The following is a 24,187-nucleotide window of genomic DNA, read 5'->3' on the forward strand; positions in this document are numbered from 1 at the left end:
AAAAGGCAGGGTTTCCCCTGCCTTTCCAATTTTTCATGGGTGCATGCTTTTTTTTTCGTTTATTGCTCCAGAAGCGTATTCGGGTTAATCGAGTTGCCGTTCTGACGGACTTCGAAGTGCAGGTGGTTGCCATAATCCTTCTCGATTTCACTGCGTCCGGATTTCCCGATGAGGGAACCCTGCTTCACTTCTTCGTTTACCTTCACCTGAACTTCGCTCAGGCTTTGGTACACGGTGACGATACCATCTGCATGTTTAATCTCGATGACGTTGCCGTTGATCGGGTGCTTGTCGACGACGATCACTCGTCCGCTAAGTGCGGCTACGACGTCGAAGGGCTTATCGGCCGAGCTCGTCAGATCGATACCCATATGAGGCGTGAAGGTGTTGCCCGTCTGCACCATTGCGGCTTGGCGCTCTTCATTCGATGCGCTTGCTTCATAGAAAGGTGTTGCAACCGTCAGCTCGCTGCGGTTGACCACCGGCCATTGCAGCGTCTCGTTGGAAGATGCAACTTCAAGTGTGTCGTCAATCGGTGTCTCGATGGCTTCCTCATTCGTACCTTGGCTGACTTCGAGGCTGTCGTTGCCGGTTGTCGTAGGTGTCTCTTCCGCTCCCCGATAGATCCACATTAAGGTTACGATGATTGCTGCCGCGGCCATGAACGCTGCTGGTGCTGCCCATTTTTTCGACAGCAGCTTTCTCCATGCAGAAGGTTTGACGGCAGTTCCTCCCATAGAAGTTTTGGGAGATTCTTCTTTCAGCTTTGGTTTGTTTTGATCATTCATTGTTTGATCACCTCACTAGCCATTGTTGCCACAACCTAGCAGTTTATACGTGAGGATCTCGGATTTTTTAAGATTGCAAGTTTCATGCTCTACGAAATGAAACGGTAGAGCCGAATCAGAGCCGTTTCAGTCCCCTAGTTCCCGTAATGAAGCTATCGTTCCGCTATATCTAAAAGGGTTGACGCCCTATGATCGCAGTGGTAGCTTCGAAGCTTGTTCCACCTTCGCGCCCGAATAATAGTATTCCACAATTTGCTGGGCACTCTTGCCTGCTTGGGCCATCCCATTGGCTCCCCATTGACTCATCCCAACACCATGACCGTAACCAAAGGTCGTTATAATAATTTCACCGCCATCGATCTTCCAGCTGAATTGAGAGGAAGCAAGACCCAGCTTCTCTCTGACTTGCCGGCCCGTGAACGTCTTATTCCCGGCAGCCACCGATTTGATCCGTTTCCCCTCCGTCGTCTCTATGACACGCATGGAACGAATAGCGCTCTTTTTCACACCGAGTTTGCTCGCAAAGGTGCTTAGCTTCATCGTAACCGTCTCTTTATATCGCGGCGAAATCGCTTTATCCCACGGACTGGTAACGCTGCGCAGGTACGGCAAGTCGATCGCCCAATAATCTGAAGCGTTCTCTGTATAACCATTGCTTGTTGAGAAGAAGGCCGCTTGAATAGGTTCGCCGTTATAAGTAAGGATCTGTCCCTTGGTTTCTTCCACCGCGCGGTTTAATCTGGTCAGGTTGTCTTCCTTCGCTTCACCCTTCCAGCGGGTTAATAGCGTTTCTAGCGGAACATAGACCTGATGCTGTACGGTATCGGTCACATCGGCCTTCACGGCCTTCATGCCGCTCCGGTCACCGCTGCTCAACCTCCGATAAATATAGGTTCGCGCTGCGATTGCTTGTGCCTTCAAAGCCTCAAGCTCAAAGTCGAGGGGCATCTCGCCGGCAAGTACTCCGCGAACATAGAGTTCAATAGGCATGGATTCAACTTGCTTCTCCTCCGTCAAATAAACCTGAACCCGCAGCCGGTCATACCAGCTTTGCGCAAGTACCGGCTTTGCCTCATCGCCCGCAGGCGATTGGCCGGATGCGCCGTTTGTGTGACCAGAGGCAGCCCTGCTCGAACTATCCGTACTCTGATTAGACTGCACATCTTGGATTGGCTTGCCTTGCTCTGCGCGACTAGGGTTAAGGCTGCCTGCATCTAGTGCTTCCTTGCTAGTGAATGGAGCCGGCTCTATGATCGGGGCTGACTCGAGCTTCTCTTTAAGCAGACCCTTCTCAGCCGCTCCATTCGTTGCATCTAGTATTCCGTTGATAATCAGGATCGCTGCAGCCCCGCTCATAAATCCAAGCCACCAACGCTTCGACCCCAGCCTCTTCCCTCGCTTTTGCACGATTCTCCATTTCATCCGTCCCATGATTGGCTCCTTCCATCCAGGCAGATATCTGTAACTCTCTCGACTCTCAACCTTCTTGCTCTGCTATAGTCTATGAACCCCGCTACTAGGATAGAACGTCCCCGTCCTCTACTCAATCATGACGGATGTAAGAGTCATAGGCTTTGATCGTCACGGCAAAAAAGCCACAAGACCACTCGGGGCCTGCAGCTTCGTAATTCTATTCTTAAGCCCTTGAACCTAGGAACCGAATATCTCACCGAAGGAAGTATTCTTGTATGAATAAATGACCTCATAAAAAAACCTGCTCGCTTGTTAGCCAGCAGGTCCCATTCATTATGTACGCCCAACAGGGCGAATGCACTTCATGCCTTGCCGGCCTCTTATGCCCAGGTCGGTTGTGCTTTGATGCGGGGAACTTCCTTCTCCCGCTTAAATTCAGGCTTCTCGGCCGGACTATCGGATGCTGAGGCTGCGATGACGGCGTCGGCTTGTGCAACCGTGCTGACCGCTGCTTCAACACTTGAAGTAAAGGCATACATAGCATCGGCGCTAGCCGATTCCTCCACGGCTTCAATCCGTCTGATATCGGCACCCAATCCTGCCAGCTTGCCGGTAATATCGACATAACCCCGATCGACGTGGTGAATGCCGGTAATTTCCGTCTCGCCGTCGGCATAGAGAGCCGCGCAAACAAGAGCCGCACCTGCTCGAAGATCAGTCGCGCATACCTTCGCGCCTGCAAGCTGCATTCCGCCGCTTATGATTGCGGTGCGACCTTCTACCTTGATCTGTCCGCTCATCTTGCGGAATTCCTCAACATGCATGTAACGGTTCTCGAACACCGTTTCCGTTACAATACTCGTACCTTCGGACACCATTAAGAGCGCCATCATTTGAGATTGCATGTCTGTCGGGAAGCCCGGGTAAGGCAGCGTCTTGACGTCGACCGACTTCAGCGGACTTGCAGCTCTTACATGAAGGCCATTATCCGTCTCTTCAATCTCCACACCCATCTCCTGCAGCTTCGAAATGACCGGTGCAAGATGATCGGCAATGGCGCCTTCCACATGCACGTCGCCGCCTGTAATGGCAGCGGCAATCATATAAGTACCCGCTTCAACGCGGTCAGGAATCACGGTATGTGCAACACCGCTGAGCTGTTCAACGCCCTCGATCCGGATAACACCGGTTCCGGCTCCGCGAACTTTGGCGCCCATGGCGTTCAAATAATTAGCCAAATCGACGATTTCCGGTTCTTTGGCTGCATTCTCAATTATAGTTGTGCCTTGTGCGAGTACAGCCGCCATCATAATATTCTCCGTTGCGCCTACGCTGGCAACGTCCAAATAAATTTTGGCACCCTTCAGCTTTCCGTTGGCACGGGCATCGATAAAACCTTGGCCGAGTACGATTTCTGCACCCATGGCTTCAAAGCCCTTCAAGTGCTGGTCGATTGCTCTCGTACCGATTGCACACCCACCCGGGAGTGAAATTTTTGCTCTGCCTAGCCTTGCAAGCAGCGGACCCAGAACCAAGAAGGAAGCACGCATCTTACGAACCAGCTCATATGGCGCTTCGAAGGTCGTAAGCTTCTGTGCCGAGATGCGCATCGTCTCATTCTCGTATGTTAGGCTCGCCCCTAATGCGGCAAGCACTTGTTGGATCGTATTAACATCGTCTAGAAAAGGTACGTCAGCAATGACACTTTCTCCCTCTTGTGCAAGTAACGTGGCCGCGAGAATTGGCAGTACGGCATTCTTGGCGCCGCTGACACGAACGTTTCCGGTTAGTCGTTGGCCGCCGCGGACGATTATTTTGCTCATCTTCAGGTTTCCCTCCGCGCGCAGTAGATTCTTCTTCCTAATACTGAAATAAATGGCACCCTTGCTTAATACACAGTCTCCATCTTATCATCGGTTTACACAAATCGACAAGCGTTATTTTCTCCCTGTCGAAAACCACATCATATAGTATTCGTAAGCGGTTTAGCTTTTCGTACCGTCCTTGTATTACCCATTGTTAACATGTTTCATCGTTGTTATTCGACAAGCCATCTGAGCGCATTCGACCATTGCCAATACGTAAATAAAAAGGATGCGAAGAGGTGTCCGATGACGACTGCAAGCATGACCTGCAGTATTCGTGCCCTCGGGCTTCCCGGCTTGCGCAGAAATAAATCAAATCGAACCTCTTGTATGACAAACCATGCGACCGTAATGGAAAACAATTCAATAATGATTTTCATAAGGCCCTGCATGCCGGCTTCCGCCGCAAGTTGATCCAAGTTCATCATACGCCTCCAAGGTACAGGTGGTGACCACCTTATCGCTATAAATAATATCGGAATAAATACGTTTTTTGTTAACGGGGGGCAGGAACAGCACGGCCATTGTTTTGGAGCATCGCTTGAGGTGCAAACTCCCGCATCCCGGAGACCTTTCTGTCGGCATCCATGCGCAGCTCATAGTACTGGCGGTCGAACGGAATATCCGCCGTCATCTTCACATAGTACACGCCTGGATCCAGCAGCTGCTCGCGTACCATATTGGTACGATTGGGCTCCGACTTCATGCTTGTGATAAGCTTCTGACGTTTATCGTACAGCTCCGCTTTCATGCGAACACCCGAAGGAATGCCATCGATGGTAAGCCGTACAATCGTTCGGGAGGTAAGCCTCAACTGATACCAGTCCATGTCTGCTTTCGAATCGATGACGCCGACATAATCGGAACCGAGCCCGATAACGGTTGCCTCATACGCCTTATTGTTGGGCTCATTCGGATCCGTATACTTCGTGCGGTACTCCATTCGCAATACATATTGCCCCGCTGTCGGGCTGGCTTGCGCCGACATGGCATTATGAACGCGGATGTAATACGTGCCGGGCGTTATCGTAAGTTCTTGCGAAAATTCCGCCTCCCCTTCACCGTTCTCATCCGTCACAATGAGCTTCCCTCCCTTGCGTTGAATGCCAAGCGCGGGGTCGATTCGTACCGAGTCCGGTTTTACGGTTACGCGGAGTGTCCCGCCATTCTCGAAGTGTACGGCGTACCAGTCCCGATCTCCCGTCTGATGGAAGCTTCCGGTCAAGGTTTGCGTCTTCGGCATCAGCGTGAACGCCTGATACTGCTTATCGTTCTTCTCGTACGCATCCGGTCCATTCTTAAAGGATGTCGTGAGCAAGTACGGAAGCTGTGTTTTATTACGCTTATCGTACAGCTGGAGCTGTATGTAGTTTCGTCCCTTTTTCACATTCCATTCGACCGTTTGGTTTCCTAATTTCGTATCCTTCATGCTCTTCGATTGATCCCCTGCATAATGAATCATTCGAACGGGCGGAACGGCCTGACCTGCTGCAACGATGCCCTGGAATTGAAGGGATAGCAACCCGTCGTATGGGGCGTCGACGATATACCAGTCTTTATCGCTGCCGCCCCTTAAATCGGCTGAAATCTTCGTGCCGAACGGAAATTTCTTTGCATAGTCACGAGTATTGTTCGGTTCATAGCCATCCGTCTTCAGCTCAGCTGTAACGGCTCGATTCACTTGCAGCAGCCCATAGCCGGTTGCATTGTCGACGCCCGCCGCTCCAATATCCTTCGCACTTTGCCGGAGCAGTGCTCTGATTTGATAAGGCTTATAGGCCGGATGAGCAGCCCAGATCAATGCAGCGGCCGCGGCGGCTTGAGGAGCGGCCATTGAGGTGCCTTGCTCCTTCTTGTACCCGCCTCCGACAGCTGTTGTATATACATGCCATGGCGCCGCTATATCGATTTCCGGTCCCGGATTCGAACGCGGCTCCGGTTTACTGTATGGCGTGGCTCCTGCAACGGCTAATACCGATGGGTATGCAGCCGGATATTTAACCTCCGCCTTCGCACCCAGAGCAAGCCCGTCGTTGCCGCTTGCCGCTACAAGCAGAACGCCTTTGCTTTCCGCATAAATCGCGATATCTTCTAAATAAGGGGAATACCGATATAACCCGACGGAGAGCACGACGATGCGGGCACCGTTCTTCACGGCATAGAGAATCGCATCACCTAAGCGTTCCTCATCCCCGTACCCGCTGGCATCCAGCGCTTTGATCGGCATAATCTTAGCCTTCCACAGGATGCCGGATATACCGGTCTTATTGTTGCCCACGCCCGCCAGAACTCCAGCCACACTGGTACCATGCCCATTGTCGTCCTCCGGCGGTTTACCTGGAGTAACGAGATTTGTGCCCGGCACCAGATTATCCTTCAGATCGGGATGATCCAAATCGACGCCTGTGTCGATGAGGGCAATGGTAAAACGGGTCTGCTCGCGCACGGTCGACCATGCGCTCTTCGCCCCAATTTGATCAAGATAATGCTGCTTCGGCAGCTCTGGATCATCGGTTGCAGCCTGTGCCGCGAGCAGCGTTACTTGGCTGTTCGGGTGCACATATTCGACGCCCGGCGTTTCGCGCAGCCGCCGGAGCCATTCCTCCGTATCCGCCCCCGGTTCCGCGGGGCGGATCACGTCCACCGCCGCAGGCTCTGCCTGGCGGTGAATGACGTGCGTTCCCCGCAGCGGCTTCGCCTGCGCGGGGTCGCGCCACTTGAGGAGCCAGCTATGCGGCTCCTCTTGAGCGCCGCCTGCGGCGCCTCCGGCGGGCTGCTGCGCAGCGCCGCCGCTGGCCGCCACAGGCGGCTGGGCCGCGGCAGCGGCCCAGCTGGCAGCGGCCGCTGCCAGTGGGGCGCTGCCAAGCAGCAGCGCTGCGAGCACGCCCAGCAGCGCCCGGCGCAAGGCGCGCGGCAGCGCCGCCCAAGCGAAGCTCGGCGCTTGCGCGGCTCGTGTTCCAGAGCCGCCTTGAGGAGCGACTGAAGCACGCGCCGGGATGGCCGTTCTGCAGTCCGTTCCATTACTTTTGTAGGAATTCCAATCCCAGCTCGTTAGCTTCATCATAGTATGCCTTTAACCTTGCAAATTGTTATATGAAACCTTTCGCTTAAGCAGTACCCTTCTCCTTGTGACAAAATGATTAAATCTTCATAAAGGTCCATAAAGGGAGGTTAGTCATGGGTCTGCGGTCGCCTTTTTATCGGCTCTAGTACGATTACCACAACATCCGTGTTTTGAACACAGGTCTTGAAATAAAAAAAGGTTGAGGCGGCCGCCGACCGCTCCCAACCTTAAGTGACAGATTCCTGCATCTTACAGCCTTCCTTATACACTATAATCCGAATCGTTATGGACTCATTATAAACAGATCCCGAATGATGGAGAAGTGCTCATTCACCCAGCCGATTACCGGTCCCGGAACGATACCAAGCGCTACGGTGAGCACGGCGCATAGCCAAACAACGACACCTGTGGTTGCAGGCATGTCAACCTCGGCTTCATCGCCGCCTCCGCGCATGAACATCTGCCGAATAATGCCAAAGTAGAAATAATAAGAGATGACGCTGCTTACCACCATAATCGCTACAATCCAATAGGCCTGGGATTGTGCCGCACCCAGCAGAATAAACAGCTTTCCGAAGAATCCGCCTGTTACCGGCAACCCGGCTAGCGATAAGACGAATACGATCATGGCCGCAGCCGTCCAGGGTGCCCGATAATATAAGCCGGCAAACCCTTTCAGCTCTTCATGCCCGGTTGCCTTGCTTACGACGGAGATCACGGCGAACGCGCCGACATTCATAAGGATGTAAGCCGCAAGATAGAACATGAACTCGCCGACATTCTGCATGTGCAGACCTTTGAACGAAACACCAATCGGTACGAGTAGATAACCGGCGTTAGCCACACCGGATAGAGCCATTAACCGCTTCGCATTACGCTGTCTTAAAGCCGATGTCGTACCTACAATCATCGCAGCTGCAGCCAACACCAGGATGGTCAGGAAGATGTCCTGACTGAGGTACATGTCGGTTGCGTTCGATAAGGGAAATACCACATTAAATGTGATTCGGAATAATACAGCCAAAGCCGCAGCCTTCGATACGATAGCAAGAAATGCAGTGATCGGCGTCGGTGCGCCTTGGTACACATCAGGCGCCCAAAAATGGAACGGCGCTGCTCCAATCTTAATCCCGAAGCCTGCAAGCATGAGGAAGAAGGATACGTACAACAGCTCTTGGATGTCCCCCGCCGCGCCTTGCACCAGAAGCGCATCTTTAATTGCGCCGAGGTTGGTCGCACCCGTTAAGCCGTATAAGTATGACATCCCGAACAATAAGAGCGCTGACGAGATCCCGCCCGTCACTACATACTTGAACGCGCCTTCAGCAGACTTCACCGAATGCTTGCGAATACCCACTAACACATACGTTGTGATGCTAAGCAGCTCCAAGCCGACATAGAGCGTGATCATATCGCCTGAAGAAGCCATCATCATTGCGCCGGTAACGGCCGGAAGCAGGAGATAGTAGAACTCCCCTTTATCCGGAATGTCCTCCCGCTTCACCGTTCCGATACTCATCAATACAATCAATGCCGTTGCGGATAGGAACAAGATTTTGAGTAAGCTGCCAAAAGCATCGATCCGGTAGCTGTCGCCGAGCAGCCGGATCGGCCATTCTGTTCCGGCGTTCATATCGAGGACCTGCCCGATTACGAAACCAAGTGAAGTCAATAGCCCGGCTAGCGTCAACCAACCAATAACCTTTCGTCCCGACCTCCTCGGCAATGCCAAGTCCAGCACGACAAGCACGATCATGAATGCGATTAGAATCCATTCCGGGGCGAGATACATCGCATCGCTCCAGGTTAGCGGCAGAAAGGATTGCTGCGCCATGTTATCCACGCTCATCTCATCCCCCCACCTTCACGTTAAGCTGCTGCAGAAGCGCATCGAACCCATGCTTCATCGGTTCGGTCAATACAGATGGGTAGACCCCGATCAGGATAATGAAGGCGAGCAAAGCAATCATCGGCACAGCCTCGACGAGACGCGCGTCCCGCAAAGCGCCGAACCTCTCCGGCATCGGGCCGAATGTAATCGCCAGCACGCTGCGCAGCACATAGACGGCGGTTAGAATAACACCAAGCACCGCTACAGCTGTCAGCACCCTCATTGAGTCGAACAATCCCAGAAGCGACAGAAACTCGCCGATAAAACCGGATAATCCAGGCAGTCCAAGCGAAGCCATGCCGGCAGTCAGCAGAATGCCGCTCATGAATGGCAGACTGCGCGCCAGCCCTCCAAGCTCGCCCAGCTCCGTCGTACCTGTCCTTTCCTGCAGGCTGCCTACGATTAAGAACAGCAGCGCCGAAATCAAACCGTGCGACACAAGCTGAATCATCGCACCCTGCAGACCAATTTCGTTCAATGATGCAATACCGAGCAGCACGATACCCATGTGGCTGATGGAGGAATAAGCCAGTACGAGCTTAAATTCCTTCTGCCTGAATGCGAGCACTGCCCCATACAAGATATTAATGACACCCAGGATCGCCAACACCGTTGCCCAATCTCTCATCTGAGAAGGGAAGAGAAACACACCGAATCGCAGGAGACCATACGCGCCCATCTTCAGCAGAACGCCGGAGTGAATCATCACGATCGCAGGGTGCGCCTCCGCATGTACGCGCAGCATCCAGGTATGGAACGGGAAGATCGGCAGCTTGATGCCGAAGGCGATCAACAGCAGAATAAAGATCGACCAGCGCATCGTATCCGACATATGGAGCGGACTTTCGGGAGCCGCGTTGACAAACGAATCCGGGTCTGTCAAGTTGTCTTTAATGACCTCGTAACTGCCGCTGTAATACACATGCTGCGTCTGTTGATCGACCTGGTCCACCCGGAAACCTGCAGTCATAACGAGCATCACGAAGGCAAGAAGCATAAGCGCCGAGCCAATCCCATTGTAGATCAGGAACCGGTTGGCCGCCTTCTCGCGTCCCCCGAAGCCCCAAATGCCGATTAAGAAGAACATGGGAATAAGCGTGAGCTCGAAAAAGATGAAGAACAGAAAAACATCTCTTGCCATAAACACGCCGAGCATGCCGATTTCAAGCAGTAGAAACCATAAATAGAAGGCTTTCCACCGCTTCTTCACATGGACGGAAGCGAGCGCTGCCATGACAGCTACGATCGTAGTGAGCAGCAGCAGGGGCAGCGATATCCCGTCAATCCCCATTTGATACTGGAATTTGAATAGATATGATGCAATATCAGGCATTGTTTCTTTGTTCAGCGCAGCATTGACCCAGGTCACGGATTCTTTGTAAGGTTTGCCACCTAACGTCCCATCAAAATCGGCATACAGCCATAAAGAGAGTGCAAGAGGGATAAGCGTCGCTGTAACGGCTGTCACCTTTAGCCATCGGCTGTTCTGTTTAGGCAGGAGGAGCAGCACGAGAATGCCGATTAGAGGTGAGAAGGTAATGAGTGACAAAATCGGAATATCAGCCAGCATTACCAAAACCTCCTTCCAGCAATCGCCACGATCAGAATGACGAGACCAAGCAGCGTGATCACGCCATACGTCTGCACTTGTCCGTTCTGGAGACGGGTACCGCCTCTGCCGAGCAGAACCGCCGCTCCGCCGACGCAGCGGACGATGCCATCAATGATGAAGTCATCCATAGCTTGCAGCAGCAGACCGAGTCCGCGCAGACCGCGAACGAAAACAACCTGGTACAGCTCATCGATATAATATTTGCGCTCAAGCAGCCGGAGCAGCCATGGCATACGAGAGGATACCGCGTCTCGCGCAATTGTACCCTTAACGTACATGAGCCAGCCGAGATAAATGCCGAGTACACCAACGGCTGCGGATATAACCATCACCAAGCCGCCGCCGGTATGCGTGGTTTCCGTACCGCCCGAGAGCCATGTACCGAGTGTATTGTTCCAAGGCGTCTCCACAAAACCGGTGACCACCGCAAGCACAGCCAATATGATCAGCGGCAAGGTCATCGTCCATGAAGAGTCATGCGCCTGCTTCTCGCCCTTGGGCCTGCCGGCAAAGACGAGGAAGAATAGCCGCGACATATAGAAGGCTGTGAAGAAAGCCGCCACAACTCCGACGCCGAACAATACCGGATTCTCATGAAGAGCCGTGTTCAGAATGGCGTCCTTGGACCAGAAGCCCGAGAGCGGCGGGATGCCAGAGAGCGCTAACGCGCCGATCCCAAACGTCCAGGCCGTTATTCGCATTCGGGAGCCGAGTCCGCCCATCTCGTGAATATTTTGGGTATGTACGGCATGTATGACGCTGCCTGCGCCAAGAAACAGCAAGGCTTTGAAGAAGGCATGCGTGAATAGGTGAAAGATGCCGCCCGTTAACGAGCCCAGGCCGAGCGCCATCATCATATAGCCCAGCTGGCTGACGGTGGAGAAAGCCAATATTCGTTTAATATCATTCTGCGCGACGCCGATTGTTGCTGCGAATATCGCAGTAAAGGCACCTACATAGGCGACGACATCCATCGCCGCTTGCGAGGCTTGAAAAATATCGAATGTGCGCGCGACCAGATACACCCCTGCGGCTACCATTGTTGCAGCATGAATGAGCGCGCTGATCGGCGTCGGTCCTTCCATCGCATCCGGCAGCCACACGTGAAGCGGGAATTGACCGGATTTGCCCACCGCACCGACGAAGATAAGCAGTGCAATCAGCGTCGTAATGCCTGCCGCGATCGTTCCTGTCTGTTCGTTAAATACGTTCTGGATGTTCACAAAATCAAGAGCATGATTCGGCATATACCAGAACAGCAGGAGGATGGCGATCAACAGACCGGCATCGCCGATCCGTGTAACGATGAACGCCTTCTTCGCTGCCGCTCTTGCCTCAGGCTTCTGGTACCAGAAGCCGACGAGCAGGAACGAGCAGACCCCGACCAGCTCCCAGAATATATAGAGCGCAAGCATATTGTCCGCAAGGACAAGGCCCAGCATGGAGAACGTAAATAATGCGATATATCCATAAAAGACGGTTATTCGCTCATCGCTTTTCATGTAGCCTGCGGAATAGACATTCACTAGAAGGCTAACGATCGTGACAATAACCAGCATAAGCGCTGAGAGATTCGTAACTTCGAATCCGATGTTCAATTGGATTGTACTCAGATCCAACCACTTGAACCCGTCCTGATAATCCTCCACGCCTTCTCCCATACGCTCGAACAGCACAAGCAGCGCCAGAACGAGTGACGCGAGCGATGCTGCAGAGCCGACCATGACGCCCAGCCCCTTGAAGCTGCGGCCGAACGACGTTAGCAGGATGAATGCAGCCAGTGGAAAAAGCGGGATGAGCCAGGCGTATTGCGTAAATACGGTTTCCACGTGCGACTACCTCCTCATCTCGTCGAATTCGTCGACGTTGACCGTGCCGCGAGCGCGGAACAGCGCAATAAGCACCGCGATTCCGACAGCCGCCTCGGCAGCAGCAACCGCTATGGTGAACAGGGTAAACATCTGCCCCGTAAGCGAGGGAACGGCACCGTATTTGGAGAACGCCACCAGATTAAGGTTGACCGCATTGAGCATTAATTCGATCGAGAGCAGGACGACGACCGCATTACGTTTGACCAGCGCGCCGTAGAGCCCGATGCAGAACAGGATTGCGGCTAGCGTCAAATAGGAAGATAGCATCTTATTCCGCCTCCTTCTTCGCAAGCACGATCGCTCCGATAAACGCAACAGTCAGCAGCACGGAGACAAGCTCGAAGGGCACGACGTAACCGGTGAACAGCAGCTTGCCGATCTCCAGCGCGTTATCCTGGGCGGGTTGAAACGGCTGAGCCACTGGAAATTCCGTCTCGCGGATCGCATAGAATAAAAGTCCGAATAGCGCCAGCGCACCTACAGCGGCCAAAGCTTCATGCCAGGATCTGCCCTTCTCCGCCTCTACATCCTGATGCTTCGTCATCATAATCCCGAATATCATCAGAATAGAAACGGCTCCCGCATAGATGAGCACTTGAACGAAAGCGAGAAACTCCGCATTCAGCAGGACGAACATGCCGGCAACACCGATAAATACAGCGGCCAGCGAGACAACCATATGGACGACCTTCGTGAAGCTGACCATGAGCACCGCACCGCTTATAATGATCACGGAGAAGACGAAGAACGCGACGAACTCACCTGTCAATGACACATTAAACATCTTTCTTAGCGCCCCCCTTCCCCGCTTGGGGAGCACCGATATTATTGTTGTCCTTGCGCACGTTCTTGTTATTGCTGTCCAGCCAGTTAATGTCCATGTACAAATCATCGCGGCTGTAGGATGCCAGCTCGAAATTATTCGTCATGACGATTGCTTCGGTTGGACAAACCTCCGTACATAGGTCGCACAATATGCATATTTCAAAGTTGATGTCGAAGGTTTCGATGACCTTCCCTTTTTTCTCCGGATCCGGGTTCGGCTTGCCTGTCAGCGTGATGCATTCGGTCGGACATACGCGTGCACATTGATTGCACACAATGCATTGATCCGGTATAAAATGCTGAATCCCGCGGAAGCGGTCCGGCATGACGAACGGTTCGTCGGGATAGGAAGTGGTGATTTTCTTCGCCGTCATCGATTTGAGCGTGACGCCAAGCCCTTTTAAGAGACCCTTCATTCCTTTTCCCTCCGTTATCCTTTAATGAACAGCTCGAGATAGACAGCCGTTATAAACACATTTAGAATCGCCAGCGGCAGCAGCACCTTCCAGCCCATGCCCATCAGCTGGTCGATCCGGATTCGCGGCATCGTCGCTCTCAACCAGAACAGGAAGAACACGATGAAGGCAAACTTGAGGAGGAACCAGATGATGCCCGGCACAAAATCGAGGAACGCTAGTGGAGCATGCCATCCGCCGAGAAACAGTACCGTCGTTAATGCCGCAATAGCGTAAACATAAACATATTCGGTCAACATGAAGAACGCAAAGCGGAAGCCGCTGTATTCCACGTGATAACCGGCAACAAGCTCCGATTCCGCCTCCGGCAAGTCGAACGGCGTCCGGTTAAGCTCCGAGACGGCCGCTATAATGAAGACGACGAAGCCGATGATCTGAGGGAGAAAATTCCACTGCCAGAACCAGTCACCCTGCTGTTCGCCGATTGAACGGAGGTTCATCGTACCCGATACCATAATAACACCGACCACGGAAATAACCAGCGGTACTTCATAGCTGATCATCTGAGCAGCCGACCGCATGCCGCCCAGCAGCGCATACTTGTTGTTCGAAGCCCAGCCGCCCAAAACGATGGCAATTGTCGTAATGCCCGAGAGTGCAACATAATAGAGCAGCCCGACATTAATATCAGCGAAATATAATTCATTCGTGTATGGGATGACCGCAAGAACACCGAATGCGGGTACATAAGCAAGCGCAGGCGCGAGAATGAAAAGCACCCGATCCGCTTTACGCGGAATCGTGTCTTCTTTAATAAGCAGCTTGGTTATATCCGCTACCGTCTGCAGCAGGCCGAGTGGGCCTACCCGGTTGGGACCGATCCGCAGCTGCATCCAACCAATGACTTTTCGCTCGAAGTAAATCGCATAGGTGACAAAGCCAAGAACCAGCACAAGCAGGATAATACCCCATAAGGCAAAGATAAGGGTGTTGCCCCATGTTAGCGTTTCGTCCAGCCAGGAACCCATCAGCAGTCCACCTCTCCAACGACAATGTCAATGCCGCCTAGAATCGTAATGAGGTTGGTCATGGTTTCACCAACAAGCAGTTTCGGCAGTATCTGGAGGTTAACGAAAGACGGACGTCTGAATTTCAGCCGATACGGCTCCGCCTTGCCCTTGGAAACGATGTGGCAGCCGATTTCGCCGCGGGGCGATTCGATGCTGACATAGACTTCGCCGGCTGGCGGCCGGATCACGCGCGGCACTTTGCCCATCGTATCGCCTGAAGAAGGAAACTGCTCTACAGCCTGCTTCAGAATGCGCAAAGACTGACGGATTTCTTCAAGCCGGATCAGATAGCGGTCGAAGCAATCGCCTCGCTTACCAAGCGGAACATCGAACTCGAACCGGTTGTATAAGCTGTACGGCTTCACTTTGCGTAAATCCCAATCAACGCCGGTGCAGCGCAGATTCGCGCCTGACAACCCGTAATCAATCGCCGTCTGCGCATCGTATTGCCCGACATTCTTGATGCGTGCCAGAAAAATCTCGTTTCCGCTGACCAGATTATCGTATTCCACCAGCTTCGTTTCCATATAAGGAATAAACTCGCGCACCTTGTCGATCCAGCCCTCAGGCGCATCCCACTTGACCCCGCCTACACGCATATAGTTGTAGGTAAGGCGCGCACCGCACAGCTCATTAAATAGATCAATAATTATTTCTCTGTCGCGGAACGCGTACAGAAACGGACTCATTGCTCCGATATCGAGTAAATAAGTGCCCCACCAGACGAGATGGCTCGCTACGCGCTGCAGCTCCATGACGATCAGCCGCATGAAGTCGGCGCGCTCTGGAATCTCGAGTCCCATTAACGTCTCCACCGCATGGCAGAGAACATAGTTGCTCGTCATCGCGGATACGTAGTCCATCCGGTCGGTATACGGAATGATCTGGGTATAGTTCAAGTTCTCCGCAAGCTTCTCCGTGCCCCGGTGCAAGTACCCCATGACCGGAATGGCCTCTTTAATGACTTCACCGTCCAGCTTGACGATGATGCGGAATACGCCGTGCGTGCTCGGGTGCTGTGGGCCGACGTTAAGCAGCAGTTCTTCAGTGCGAATCACGGCTTGTCACACCTCCGGGTCCAGTGGTTCATAATCTTTGCGCAGGGGATGGCCTACCCATTCATCCGGCATCATGATGCGCCGCATATCGGGATGGCCAGGAAAATCCACGCCAAGCAGGTCGTAGATTTCCCGTTCGTTCCAATTCGCCGTAGCCCATACCGGTGTCGCGGAAGGAACCGATGGAGCCTCGCGATCCGCTCGCAGCTTCACGGCAAGCTCACGCTTCGTCTCGATGGACACGAGGTGATATACGACCTCCATATGCGTCTCGAAGTCGATGCCGGATACGTTGCGCAGGTATCCATACTGCAGCCTATCGTGCGTCCGCAGCAGATTGGCGGTTGCCTGCCAGTGATCGCGGCCTACGACGATAATCGGCATGTGATCGTTCAATTCATTTATGTATGCTTCCTCGACTGCTTGCTCGGAGATCAATGAACGTACCAGCTCGACCGTCTCGTCGAGCTGCGGCTGCTTCGGCGACGGTGGCTTCGGTTCAGCAGGGGCCTCTGCGGCCTCGGAGGCTGCCTTGGCTGCCGCTCTGGCCGCACGCGCTTCCGCTGCCGCCTTCTGCTTGGCTTCGCGCTCAGGGTCGCTTCCCACGGCATCGCCGGGCGCAGCGGCGGGCTCACCACCTTCTGCAGCCGCTTTGGCCGCAGCTCTGGCAGCACGCGCTTCCGCTGCTGCCTTCATCTTCGCTTCGCGTTCCGGATTGACCGCAGGTGAGCTGCCTTCTTCAGCAGGAGCATCACTCTGCTGCTGGGAAGGTGTTGCAGCGCTTACTTTTAATTCAGCTCTTGCCGCCCGTGCCTCCGCAGCCGCCTTCAGCTTGGCTTCCCGTTCCGGATTTGCTGCCGGTTGTTCCGAAACGACCGACTGTTCATGCGCTTCTCCTGACTCCGGTAGTATGCGTTCATCTCCGGCGGCCTTGGCCTCCTGTTGATCCGGCTGACCCGGTACTGAAGCTGACGATCCCTTCTCCGGGTCCAGTGCCTGGGACGCGGCAGCCTCCGCTTTCTCAGCCGTAGAAGACTCAGCCTTAACAGAGTCGTCCTTCTGCTTGCCGAGAAGCTCCTTATCCTTGTCCTGTTCCTCGCTCATCGGTTCGTCACCCGCTTTCCGGTCTTCGCCTCATAGCGGATCTTCTCCTGCAGCTTATTAATGCCATAGATGAGCGCAGCAGGGTTGGGAGGACAGCCAGGTATGTACACGTCTACCGGCACGATCTGATCGACGCCCTTCATAACCGCATAGGACTTCACATAGGGACCACCCGCCGTTGCGCACGAGCCCATGGCAATGACCCACTTCGGCTCCGGCATCTGATCATACAGCCTTCGCAACAGCGGGCCCATCTTCTTCGTAACGGTACCCGCAACGATCATAACATCCGATTGACGAGGGGAGGTGCGGAAGATAACCCCGAACCGATCCAAATCGTAGTGCGATGCGCCAGTGCCCATCATCTCAATGGCACAGCAAGCCAGTCCGAATGTCAGCGGCCATAGGGAGTTGCTGCGCGCCCAAGCCTTCAGCTCCTCAAGCGTGCCCATAAATACGTTGCGTTCCAATTCCCGCCGTTCTTCCGGTGTAACTGATTCTAGATTGAATTCCATTTCAGCACCTTCTTTTTCCAGGCGTAGATGAGTCCGATCAACAACAAGCCGACGAAGATCGCCATTTCGACAAGAATAAAAAGGCCGAGCTGCTTGTACGCAACGGCCCATGGATATAGGAAAACGGTTTCGATATCAAAGATCACAAACATGAGCGCAAACAAGTAGTAGCGCACGTTAAAGCGGATCTGGCCGTCCCCCACCGGTTCATTGCCGCTTTCGTAAGTTGTTTTCTTCTCCTCCGTCGGCTTGTTCGGCCGAAGCAAACGGCCTACAGTCAGAGCGACCACCGGTAGAAGGATGCCAAGCAGAATGAAGATCGTTACAATCACGTAGTTGTTGATGTATTTCTCCATACAATCGCCTCCGTGCGCATCGATATTCGGGCGGGATCAGGGGTCACGCCACTAGGACAAAATTCACTCACAATTATAACAAAACCTACCACTTCCGTCTATGATGGATTGAATGCGCTTCCCGCTCTGCGGGCAGGCAGTTCGTTTAAATTGAGAGCCTCTACAGCGTCCGGTCCAGTCCGATCGCTTCTCGAGTCTTAATCGTCCGGAAACCAAAAAATCTCTATCGCACATTGCAGAAGGGAGGTCTATAGGCTTATGCTCAATAAAATGGTTACCTATACTTAAGCGTGAATGTTCTTTCCATACGACAGACAGACGTGGCAGCGTTCACAAAGGCCCCCTACCAGCCGATGCCCCGAGCACATCGGAGGTACTTCTAACATTGTTCGCCTGGGTGCCTAGTTTGAGATACAGACTTCCCTTATAGACAAGCAAACCGAGAACAACTGCGCTTAAGAGGCCGATCAACGCCCCCCTAGCTCTGCCGCCCTTGAGAGAAAACACAAAAGCACCGTTATGCAGTAGCATAACGGTGCTTCATCGAATTCATTAGATCCCGCTCTTGATGTTCAGACGGTTCATCGCCCGCTGGAGCGCAAGCTCAGCGCGGCGGTAATCGTACTCGTCGTTCTTGCCGGACAAACGCTGTTCGGCACGCTGTTTGGCAGCTTGTGCGCGTTCTACGTTAATATCATCCGGCAGCTCGGCGCTTTCGGCCAAGATGACGACTTTGTCTTTGCGGATTTCCAAGAAACCGCCGTTGACGGCGATCACATGGGTCGCGCGATCTTGCTTGATTGTAACCGGTGCAATCTTCAATGGCGTTACAAGCGGAACGTGATGGGGTAGGATACCCATCTCACCTTCTACGCCTTTGACGATAACCATATTGACATTCTCAGCGTAGACTTTACGCTCAGGAGTAACGATTTCCAATAAAAAGGTGCTCATGCGGATACCTCCATTAACGGCGAATTACAATCCTTGAGCAAGCTGTTTAGCCTTCTCGATTGCGCCTTCAATCGATCCGACGTTATGGAATGCCGGTTCCGGAAGATCGTCATGCTTCCCTTCAAGAATTTCCTTGAAGCTGCGGACAGTGTCTTTGACAGGTACAGAAAGACCTGGCATGCCGTTGAATGCTTCCGCAACGTGAAGCGGCTGGGACAGGAACAATTGAATCCGGCGAGCGCGAAGCACGATCAGCTTGTCTTCCTCGGACAATTCATCCATACCGAGAATCGCAATGATATCAAGAAGCTCTTTATAACGTTGAAGAAGCTTCTTAACGCCTTGTGCAACTTGATAATGCTCTTCGCCCAAAATCTCTGGCGTCAAAATCCGGGAAGAAGAAGCCAGTGGGTCAACGGCTGGGAAGATACCCATAGCCGCGATGTTACGCTCCAAGTTGGTCGTTGCGTCCAAGTGGGCAAACGCCGTTGCTGGAGCCGGGTCTGTATAGTCATCGGCTGGTACATAGATCGCTTGAATCGATGTAACGGAGCCTTTTTTAGTCGAAGTAATACGCTCTTGCAATTGTCCCATCTCAGTTGCCAGCGTCGGCTGGTAACCTACCGCGGAAGGCATACGGCCGAGAAGGGCCGAAACCTCGGAGCCCGCTTGAGTGAAACGGAAAATATTATCGATGAACAGAAGCACGTCACGGCCTTCAGCGTCACGGAAATATTCCGCCATCGTCAAGCCGGTCAACGCTACGCGAAGACGCGCGCCCGGTGGCTCGTTCATCTGTCCGAATACCATCGCCGTTTTGGCGATAACGCCGGATTCGCTCATCTCGTGGTACAAGTCGTTACCTTCACGGGTCCGCTCGCCTACACCGGCGAATACGGAAATACCGCCGTGCTCTTGTGCGATATTGTGAATCAACTCTTGCATCGTTACGGTTTTACCAACACCCGCGCCGCCGAAGAGACCAATTTTACCGCCCTTGGAGTAAGGAGCCATCAAGTCGATGACTTTAATGCCGGTTTCCAGCATTTCTTGCTGGGTGGACAGTTCCTCGAAAGGAGGTGCTTGACGGTGAATCGGATTCGCGATCGAGCGGTCTACATCGCCGTTGTTGTCGATCGGGTCACCCAATACGTTAAACACACGACCTAGAGTTGCAGGGCCTACCGGTACTGTAATAGGTCCTCCAGTGTCAACTGCTGTTGTACCTCTTACGAGGCCGTCCGTGGACGACATCGCGACGCAGCGTACCATGTTGTCGCCAAGGTGAGTGGCCACTTCGACGGTCAAACTAATGTCGCGTTCATTCGCGTCTTGAGCTTTTTTTTCAATTTTTATCGCATTCATGATGTCCGGTAAATGACCATTGTCGAATACGATATCGACAACCGGTCCAGTTACCTGGACAACGCGCCCGTTGCTCATTGGGGTCCCTCCTAACTGTATTGTGAGGTTATGCCGCTGCCTGCTGATTCTTCTCAGTCGCAGCATAACTCGCTTCGATTGCATAAACCACGTTTATAATGCTAAAGGCCGGTTTATGCAATCCGAACATTGCTTACTATTAATTCTGTGCATTCGCTCCGCTGACAATCTCCGAGATTTCTTGCGTGATTGCCGCTTGACGCGCACGATTGTACGTTAATGTCAGACCAGAGATCATCTTCGTCGCATTCTTCGTCGCATTACCCATTGCCGTCATGCGAGCGCCGAACTCACTTGCCTTACTCTCCAGAAGCGCGCTGTAAATGACGGTTTCTGCATATTTAGGCAGCAGCACGTTCAACACTTCTTCCGGGTTCGGTTCGTATTCGTAATCAACTTTATTACCCCCGTCTGATTGCAGCTGATCCAACGGAAGCAGCCGTTTAAGGACAGGAATTTGCATCATTGCATTCTGGAACTGGTTGTATACGAGATACAGCTCGTCATAGGCTCCTTCTTCAAATCCGCGCACTGCTTTAGCAGCAATGCTCTTGATGTCGGAGAATTTCGGCGAATCCGATAAACCCGTGGCTTCTTCCGAAAGCGCAATATTGCGGCGAGTAAAGTAGTCACGGCCTTTGCGTCCGATGACAAAGATGTCATACTCGGCCGCCGACTTGTGATTCTCTTTCAGTGCAATCGACACTTTGCGAAGTACGTTTACATTGTAACCGCCCGCGAGCCCGCGGTCCGAAGTGATGACCAGATAAGCCGTCCGCTTAATTTCGCGGCTTTGCAACATGGGATGTTTCACGTTGCCGGCACCGGAAGCGATACTTGCAACCACTTCCCTGATCGTATCGGTATACGGTCTTGCGGCAATGGCTGCATCCTGCGCCCGCTTAAGCTTGGCTGCCGCAACCATCTCCATCGCCTTCGTAATCTGCTTCGTATTCTGTTTGCTCTTAATCTGGCGTTTGATTTCGCGCATTCCCTTAGCCAATCGTTGTCACCACCTTATTGCCGGGTTTGACACGAAAGGCAAACCCGGCTCTATTCCGCGTTATTAAACCGATGCTGAGAAGCCTTTTTTGAAGTTGTTGATGGCTTCAATCAATACTTTCTCATTGTCGGAGTTCAAATCTTTGGTATCGCGGATGGAAGCGAAGATTTCAGGCTTGTTCGCATCCACGTAGGCAAGGAATTCGGCTTCGAAACGGCGAATGTCCTGCACCGGAATAACATCTGCATGCCCTTTGGTCACGATGTAGAGGGAAACGACTTGGCGTTCTACCGGCAGCGGCTGGTTAATGCCCTGCTTCAGAATTTCCAGTGTTCTCTCCCCGCGATTCAAACGGGATTGTGTTACTTTATCGAGATCGGAACCGAACTGGGCGAATGCGGCCAGCTCGCGATATTGAGCCAAGTCAGTCTTGAGCGTACCGGCAACTTTCTTCATTGCCTTCGTTTGAGCCGAGCTGCCGACACGGGATACGGAGTTACCTACGTTAACCGCTGGACGTTGGCCTGAGTAGAATAGATCGGACTCAAGGAAGATCTGACCGTCCGTAATGGAGATAACGTTGGTTGGGATATAAGCTGAGATATCGCCTGCTTGCGTCTCGATAAACGGCAACGCGGTCATCGAACCGCCGCCGAGTTCGTCGTTCAGCTTCGCTGCACGCTCGAGTAGACGGGAATGCAAGTAGAAGACGTCACCAGGATAAGCTTCCCGACCTGGAGGACGGCGCAGCAGCAAGGAAAGCTCACGGTATGCTGCAGCTTGTTTGGAAAGATCGTCGTAAATGATGACAACGTGTTTGCCGTTGTACATGAAGTACTCACCCATCGAGCAGCCCGTATAAGGAGCAATGTACAGCAATGGGGATGGCTCGGATGCGCTCGCCGTTACGACGATCGTGTAGTCCATTGCGCCCTGCTTACGCAAGGATTCAACAACGGTACGAACCGTAGATTGCTTCTGTCCGATTGCAACATAGATACAGATAACGCCATTGCCCTTTTGGTTGACAATTGTATCGATTGCGATTTGGGTCTTACCTGTTTGACGGTCGCCAATGATAAGTTCCCGTTGGCCGCGGCCGATTGGAATCATGGCGTCGATTGCTTTAATACCGGTTTGCATCGGCTCGAAAACGGATTTACGGGCCATAACGCCCGGAGCTGGAGATTCTACAGGACGCGATTCGGTCGTTGCGATCGGACCGTTGCCGTCAACCGGCTCACCCAGTGCATTCACGACGCGGCCAAGTAGAGCTTCACCTACTGGTACTTCCATAATGCGGCCGGTTCTTTTAACTTGGTCGCCTTCGCGGATACCTGTGTAAGGTCCCATAATAACGACACCAACGTTACTTTCCTCCAAGTTGAGGGCCATACCGACAACGCCGTTCGCGAACTCGAGAAGTTCGCCCGCCATTGCGTTCTCTAATCCGTGTACACGAGCAATACCGTCACCGACCTGGATGACCGTACCGACATCGACGACTTGAATCTCGGATTTAAATTGTTCGATCTGTTGTTTAATCAGCGTGCTGATTTCATCAGGTCTGATACTCAATTCCGCTCACCCCTATCTACAGTGCTTGAGATTTCAACGCTTTTTCCAGACGTGCCAACTTGCCGGACAAGCTGCCGTCATACAGACGGTCGCCGATGCGCACCTGCACACCGCCGAGCAAAGATGGTTCCACGACTTGCTCTGCTTCGATCCGCTTGCCTGCAAGCGTTCCGAAGGTTGCTTCTACATTGGTCAGCTCTGCAGCCGACAAACGTTTAGCGGTATAGACAGTGGCGTGCGACTTGCCCAGCGCTTCGCCCGCTACTTTCGTATACGAGGCATAAACACCGCTCAGCGCGTCCTGACGGCCACGTTCAATGAGGACCTCGATCGTACGCAGGACGACCGCAGATACTTTGTTTGATAGAACGCCATTAATAAGCGCAATTTTTTTCGTTACGCTAATATTCGGCAACCCGAGAAACTTGCGTATTTCGGCATCTCCCTCGAGCGCCTCCACGACGAGTTTCAGCTGCTGCTCGACGTCTGCGATAATGTTCTGCTCCTGCGCAATGTCGAACAGCGCTTTTGCGTAGCGTTTCGCTACTGCGCTATCGCGGCTCATTTGCTTCCAACCTCTTTCAAGTATTGGTCAACAAGCTGCTCTTGTGACTTCTCGTCGATTTGCTTCTCGATGATTTTGGATGCGATTTGAACGGACATGCCGCTCACTTCGCTGCGGAGCGCAGCAATCGCTTTATTCTTTTCACTCGTAATATCTTGAACAGCATTTTCCTTGACACGGTTAGCTTCGGATTTCGCTGCTTGTACGATCTCATCAGCTTGCTTCACGCTGGTAAGCTTAGCCTGCTCGATAATGTCGTATGCTTCCTTACGCGCTTGCTGAAGCGCAAGCTTTTGTTCTTCCAATTGCTGTGCCGCTTGCTTGCGGCTTGCTTCCGCCGAATCCATCTGTTCAAGGACAAGCAATCTGCGCTTCTCCATGATGCTCAGTAACGGCCCGAACGCATATTTGCTCAACAGCCAGTACAGTATTCCGAAAGCGATAATCGCATAAACTGTCGATTCCCAATGGAGGGACATAGATGCAGCTCCTTCCTGTTCCCAGTATCCTCTTAATCAAAACGAAGGCGTGGAGGGCTAAGGCCTTCCCCGCCATGATTCGTTATTACGGGTCTATTAGCTAAAGAACGCCAGGAAGCCGATTACAACGCCGATAATCGGAACAACCTCGACGATACCAACGCCGATAAACATCGTTGTTTGCAGTTTACCTGCAAGCTCTGGTTGACGAGAGATACCTTCTACTGTTTTGCTGACGATCAGACCGTTACCAATACCTGCACCAAGGGCGCCCAAACCAACTGCAACTGCTGCTGCCAATACTTCCATTGTTAAAA

At 52.8% G+C, this 24,187-nt stretch carries 23 protein-coding genes; all 23 read right to left on the reverse strand.

The genetic code is table 11. From position 1 onward, the window contains the following. Positions 1-59: 59 nt before the first annotated feature. Positions 60-788 carry a M23 family metallopeptidase gene (locus NNL21_RS24575; protein ID WP_204820069.1) on the reverse strand — a complete coding sequence of 243 codons (729 nt, stop codon included), beginning with the start codon at positions 786-788 and terminating at the stop codon, positions 60-62. A 186-nt stretch (positions 789-974) separates the two neighbouring features. Beyond that, positions 975-2,219 (reverse strand): stage II sporulation protein D, encoded by a 1,245-nt coding sequence (gene spoIID, locus NNL21_RS24580; RefSeq protein ID WP_256555455.1) that lies wholly within the window; start codon positions 2,217-2,219, stop codon positions 975-977. 362 nt (positions 2,220-2,581) lie between these two features. Then, the gene (murA, locus tag NNL21_RS24585) at positions 2,582-4,024 is read right to left on the reverse strand and encodes a UDP-N-acetylglucosamine 1-carboxyvinyltransferase (RefSeq protein WP_204820070.1); all 1,443 of its coding nucleotides are present in this window, start codon (positions 4,022-4,024) and stop codon (positions 2,582-2,584) included. A 215-nt stretch (positions 4,025-4,239) separates the two neighbouring features. After that, the gene (locus tag NNL21_RS24590; protein ID WP_204820071.1) at positions 4,240-4,485 is read right to left on the reverse strand and encodes a DUF1146 domain-containing protein; all 246 of its coding nucleotides are present in this window, start codon (positions 4,483-4,485) and stop codon (positions 4,240-4,242) included. A gap of 77 nt (positions 4,486-4,562) precedes the next feature. Next, entirely contained in the window at positions 4,563-7,130 is a 2,568-nt protein-coding gene (locus tag NNL21_RS24595; protein WP_256555456.1) for a S8 family serine peptidase, read from the reverse strand. A 283-nt stretch (positions 7,131-7,413) separates the two neighbouring features. Continuing rightward, entirely contained in the window at positions 7,414-8,979 is a 1,566-nt protein-coding gene (locus tag NNL21_RS24600; RefSeq protein ID WP_256555457.1) for an NADH-quinone oxidoreductase subunit N, read from the reverse strand. A gap of 1 nt (position 8,980) precedes the next feature. Then, positions 8,981-10,591, reverse strand: a complete 1,611-nt coding sequence (locus tag NNL21_RS24605) for a complex I subunit 4 family protein (protein WP_204820072.1) — start codon at positions 10,589-10,591, stop codon at positions 8,981-8,983. Continuing rightward, on the reverse strand, positions 10,591-12,462 hold the full coding sequence (nuoL, locus tag NNL21_RS24610; RefSeq protein ID WP_204820073.1) for an NADH-quinone oxidoreductase subunit L: 1,872 nt from the start codon (positions 12,460-12,462) through the stop codon (positions 10,591-10,593). Before nuoL ends, NNL21_RS24605 begins: the two co-directional genes overlap by 1 nt. 6 nt (positions 12,463-12,468) lie before the next feature. Further along, complete coding sequence (nuoK, locus tag NNL21_RS24615; RefSeq protein WP_204820074.1) at positions 12,469-12,771, reverse strand: NADH-quinone oxidoreductase subunit NuoK; 303 nt, start codon at positions 12,769-12,771, stop codon at positions 12,469-12,471. Between the two features lies 1 nt (position 12,772). Continuing rightward, positions 12,773-13,288, reverse strand: a complete 516-nt coding sequence (locus NNL21_RS24620) for an NADH-quinone oxidoreductase subunit J (protein WP_204820075.1) — start codon at positions 13,286-13,288, stop codon at positions 12,773-12,775. Then, positions 13,281-13,745 (reverse strand): NADH-quinone oxidoreductase subunit NuoI, encoded by a 465-nt coding sequence (gene nuoI / locus NNL21_RS24625; RefSeq protein ID WP_204820076.1) that lies wholly within the window; start codon positions 13,743-13,745, stop codon positions 13,281-13,283. Before nuoI ends, NNL21_RS24620 begins: the two co-directional genes overlap by 8 nt. Positions 13,746-13,759: 14 nt before the next feature. After that, positions 13,760-14,773, reverse strand: a complete 1,014-nt coding sequence (gene nuoH, locus NNL21_RS24630) for an NADH-quinone oxidoreductase subunit NuoH (protein WP_204820077.1) — start codon at positions 14,771-14,773, stop codon at positions 13,760-13,762. Continuing rightward, on the reverse strand, positions 14,773-15,873 hold the full coding sequence (locus tag NNL21_RS24635; protein ID WP_204820078.1) for an NADH-quinone oxidoreductase subunit D: 1,101 nt from the start codon (positions 15,871-15,873) through the stop codon (positions 14,773-14,775). Before NNL21_RS24635 ends, nuoH begins: the two co-directional genes overlap by 1 nt. Before the next feature lie 6 nt (positions 15,874-15,879). Next, complete coding sequence (locus tag NNL21_RS24640; protein ID WP_204820079.1) at positions 15,880-16,977, reverse strand: NADH-quinone oxidoreductase subunit C; 1,098 nt, start codon at positions 16,975-16,977, stop codon at positions 15,880-15,882. Next, complete coding sequence (locus NNL21_RS24645) at positions 16,974-17,492, reverse strand: NuoB/complex I 20 kDa subunit family protein (RefSeq protein WP_204820080.1); 519 nt, start codon at positions 17,490-17,492, stop codon at positions 16,974-16,976. Before NNL21_RS24645 ends, NNL21_RS24640 begins: the two co-directional genes overlap by 4 nt. After that, on the reverse strand, positions 17,477-17,848 hold the full coding sequence (locus NNL21_RS24650) for an NADH-quinone oxidoreductase subunit A (RefSeq protein ID WP_204820081.1): 372 nt from the start codon (positions 17,846-17,848) through the stop codon (positions 17,477-17,479). The genes NNL21_RS24645 and NNL21_RS24650 overlap by 16 nt, the downstream gene beginning before the upstream one ends. Positions 17,849-18,400: 552 nt before the next feature. After that, positions 18,401-18,802 (reverse strand): F0F1 ATP synthase subunit epsilon, encoded by a 402-nt coding sequence (locus NNL21_RS24655; RefSeq protein ID WP_204820082.1) that lies wholly within the window; start codon positions 18,800-18,802, stop codon positions 18,401-18,403. A 24-nt stretch (positions 18,803-18,826) separates the two neighbouring features. After that, positions 18,827-20,245: a F0F1 ATP synthase subunit beta gene (gene atpD, locus NNL21_RS24660; protein WP_204820083.1), complete on the reverse strand. Its 1,419-nt coding sequence runs from the start codon at positions 20,243-20,245 to the stop codon at positions 18,827-18,829. Between the two features lie 139 nt (positions 20,246-20,384). After that, positions 20,385-21,248: an ATP synthase F1 subunit gamma gene (gene atpG, locus NNL21_RS24665; RefSeq protein ID WP_305880943.1), complete on the reverse strand. Its 864-nt coding sequence runs from the start codon at positions 21,246-21,248 to the stop codon at positions 20,385-20,387. A gap of 63 nt (positions 21,249-21,311) precedes the next feature. Continuing rightward, positions 21,312-22,826 carry a F0F1 ATP synthase subunit alpha gene (gene atpA, locus NNL21_RS24670; protein ID WP_204820084.1) on the reverse strand — a complete coding sequence of 505 codons (1,515 nt, stop codon included), beginning with the start codon at positions 22,824-22,826 and terminating at the stop codon, positions 21,312-21,314. Positions 22,827-22,842: 16 nt separating this feature from the next. After that, on the reverse strand, positions 22,843-23,391 hold the full coding sequence (locus tag NNL21_RS24675; RefSeq protein WP_204820085.1) for a F0F1 ATP synthase subunit delta: 549 nt from the start codon (positions 23,389-23,391) through the stop codon (positions 22,843-22,845). Continuing rightward, positions 23,388-23,870 (reverse strand): F0F1 ATP synthase subunit B, encoded by a 483-nt coding sequence (gene atpF, locus NNL21_RS24680; protein ID WP_204820086.1) that lies wholly within the window; start codon positions 23,868-23,870, stop codon positions 23,388-23,390. The genes NNL21_RS24675 and atpF overlap by 4 nt, the downstream gene beginning before the upstream one ends. Before the next feature lie 96 nt (positions 23,871-23,966). Continuing rightward, positions 23,967-24,179 (reverse strand): F0F1 ATP synthase subunit C, encoded by a 213-nt coding sequence (gene atpE / locus NNL21_RS24685; protein ID WP_204820087.1) that lies wholly within the window; start codon positions 24,177-24,179, stop codon positions 23,967-23,969. Positions 24,180-24,187 lie beyond the last annotated feature (8 nt).

Origin of the sequence: Paenibacillus mendelii (assembly GCF_024498075.1) — a bacterium.
Taxonomy (GTDB): domain Bacteria; phylum Bacillota; class Bacilli; order Paenibacillales; family Paenibacillaceae; genus Paenibacillus_Z; species Paenibacillus_Z mendelii.